4 protein-coding genes are annotated in these 2,507 nt (G+C 49.2%); 3 read left to right on the top strand and 1 reads right to left on the bottom strand.

The features are described 5' to 3' along the window. Positions 1–572 precede the first annotated feature (572 nt). The 3 genes from AAY47_RS22495 to AAY47_RS19245 are packed head-to-tail and all read left to right on the top strand — an operon-like array spanning position 573 to position 2,068. Positions 573–812: a hypothetical protein gene (locus AAY47_RS22495; RefSeq protein WP_200897815.1), complete on the top strand. Its 240-nt coding sequence runs from the start codon at positions 573–575 to the stop codon at positions 810–812. 15 nt (positions 813–827) lie between these two features. Further along, positions 828–1,412 carry an ATP-binding protein gene (locus AAY47_RS19240; RefSeq protein ID WP_047771951.1) on the top strand — a complete coding sequence of 195 codons (585 nt, stop codon included), beginning with the start codon at positions 828–830 and terminating at the stop codon, positions 1,410–1,412. Then, positions 1,409–2,068, top strand: coding sequence for a DnaB-like helicase N-terminal domain-containing protein (locus AAY47_RS19245; protein ID WP_053014361.1), 660 nt, complete (start codon positions 1,409–1,411; stop codon positions 2,066–2,068). The genes AAY47_RS19240 and AAY47_RS19245 overlap by 4 nt, the downstream gene beginning before the upstream one ends. A 147-nt stretch (positions 2,069–2,215) precedes the next feature. Here AAY47_RS19245 and AAY47_RS22995 read toward each other — a convergent pair whose 3' ends face one another. After that, positions 2,216–2,404, bottom strand: coding sequence for a hypothetical protein (locus AAY47_RS22995; RefSeq protein ID WP_235428421.1), 189 nt, complete (start codon positions 2,402–2,404; stop codon positions 2,216–2,218). Positions 2,405–2,507 lie beyond the last annotated feature (103 nt).

Raw genomic sequence — 2,507 nt, forward strand, 5'->3', positions numbered from 1 at the left:
AGTCAGCGCGACTGGCTTCAACAAGCCAACGTTATAGGATGTTAAAGTCGAGCATCGCGTTAATCTATGTATTATTTAAATGCATTTTCAATGCAGCTTTGCAGTTACCATGTAATATATCTCCCATATTCTCTTCTTGTGCATAACCGTTCTCCATTTATATTGAAATATTCCCCGGCGCAGGCGCTGTAATTAAATTTTTATACTTATAAAAATTGAGGGCTTTTGTTTTATTAGTCTGTGGTATGACGATTTTCGATGACCGACAGCATTTTCGTTTCTATCTTAATGAGGGATAATATCAACTAAATACATATATCGTCCTTTTCTCTTATAGAGCGCATAACCGTAATTGACAATGGGTTCTAAATTATAGCAAGGAACAGGCTCTGTGTGTTTTGGGCTGACCAGATGGCACCAGAACCAGTCACTCTTTTGAACCCGTCAAGGAATCAGTCAAAGAACCTAATACACCCCTTACCCCTCACGGGGCTGGGCAGGGAAAAAAAGCCAAATTCGATCCATTGACTGCTAAGCCAGAAAACGTCAGTGCCGAAACGTGGGCGGACTGGGTGAAGTTCAGGCAGGAAATCAGGAAACCGCTGACAGAAACCAGTTGCCGGCAACAGGCTAAGCAATTAGCGGGATGCATCAATCCTGACTCGGTGATTTGCACCTCCATTGCTAACAGCTGGCAAGGATTATTTCCTGACAAACCGCAATCCGGGCGGCAGCCACAAGCTAACACCCATACCGGATTTGAGCACAAGCGTTATGAATCACACGGCGCAAACTGGACAAAAAATCTTTAAGGAGCAGAAGACGCGATGGAAACACCTGATTTCGGCATATTGAAAATCGTTCCCCGTTTTGCGCAGGCCAGCTTTGCTACCTACCAGCCGCAGAGCCTGATGGCAGAAAACAATCTGAAAACCTGTCAAGGTTACGTCCAAACATGGGAGGAACGCAAGAGGGCAGGGGAAGGCATGATCCTGTGTGGACGCCAGGGAACAGGAAAAACCCACCTTGCTGTCGCCCTCTGCCGCGAGATTGCCTTAGGGGGTGATGAAGCCGTTTTTATCACCACCGCATCACGCATCATCCGAGCTTTTCGTCGTTCGTGGAATAGCGAAGGGGAAATGAGCGAATTTGACACCCTGAAATTTTACAGCGAGCTGGATTTGCTGGTGATTGACGAAATCGGCGTGCAGTACGGTACGGAGTCTGAACGCCATATTCTGTTTGAGGTGCTGAATAATCGCTATGAAGACCTGCTGCCCACCATCCTGATCAGTAATTTGCCCGTGACTGAGCTAGCCCAGTTTTTGGGTGACCGGACGCTGGACAGATTACTTCAGGGTGGCACGGTATTGGCCTTTGACTGGGAAAGCTACAGAAGGGAAACAGTATGAATGAATATGATTTGGAAACAGCGGTCATCAGTGGCTTGTTGTCAGGCGGGGCGACACCGGATGCCTACGATGTACTGGCAATTTTGCCGGATGATGCGTTCAGCTCCATTCATCTGCGGCGAGTGTACGGAGAAATTAAAAAGCAGGCCCTGAGCAGCGCCATTATCGATCCCTTTTTCATTGCGGATGCGATGGGCGAAGAACGCGGCATTCTGGCTAACTTGCTGGAACTGGCCAAGACTCCGGTCTGGCAGGCCAATTTAAAAGGTTATGCTGAAAAAGTCATACGCTACTGGCGGGTACGTCAGGTCACTGATCTGATTAACCGTTACCAGAAAGCGATTCAGGCCTGCGGCAATCACACGCAAGCTGAAGCCCTGATTGAGGCTTTTGCGTCCCAGTTTAATGGATTATCCCGGAGTGACAGCAGCTTACAGCCCGTTGTTATAGGCACATTGCTGGATGGATATGTCGAAACACTCGAGGCTCGCAATCAGGGCAAGACAGGCATGATCCTGACAGGAATTGAACCGCTGGACGAGTTGACAGGGGGATTTAACCCGACTGACCTGATTTTGCTGGGCGGACGTCCGGGCATGGGAAAATCATCAGGCACCTCCGCAAAGGTGATGATAAAGTCACGGGTAATTCGGTAGCGCTTACGGTTTTCCGTCAGTTCTTCCGCGTCTTGGTGCAACACACCGCGTGAAATCGTCTGGACGGGATAACGACCGATATAGCCATGTTGTACCGATTCCCATGCTGAGCGGATTTTGGCTTCCAACTCAAGTGCCCTGGCATAGTCAGTCAGGATAAGGCTGATTTGAAATCGCGCTTCTATCAATTGAGTGGCTGCCAGTCCGGTATTGAACCGGGGATCGCTGATACGCTGGTGAGGTGACGCCCTCCAGTGCGGTCGAGGGTAGCATCAGCGGATAGACCGGTAATCCGGTTAACTGGGCTAAATCGGCTTGGATGTCAGACTCTATCATGGCGTATATTCGCCTCCGTGGTGATAATGGCACGGTCAGGGCCAGGGCGCGAGCATACTTTGATTAATCCTCAGCCAAAGAAAACCTGTGCACGATAATCATC

Origin of the sequence: Xenorhabdus griffiniae, assembly GCF_001028135.1 — a bacterium.
In the GTDB taxonomy this organism is placed as follows: Bacteria; Pseudomonadota; Gammaproteobacteria; order Enterobacterales; family Enterobacteriaceae; genus Xenorhabdus; species Xenorhabdus bakwenae.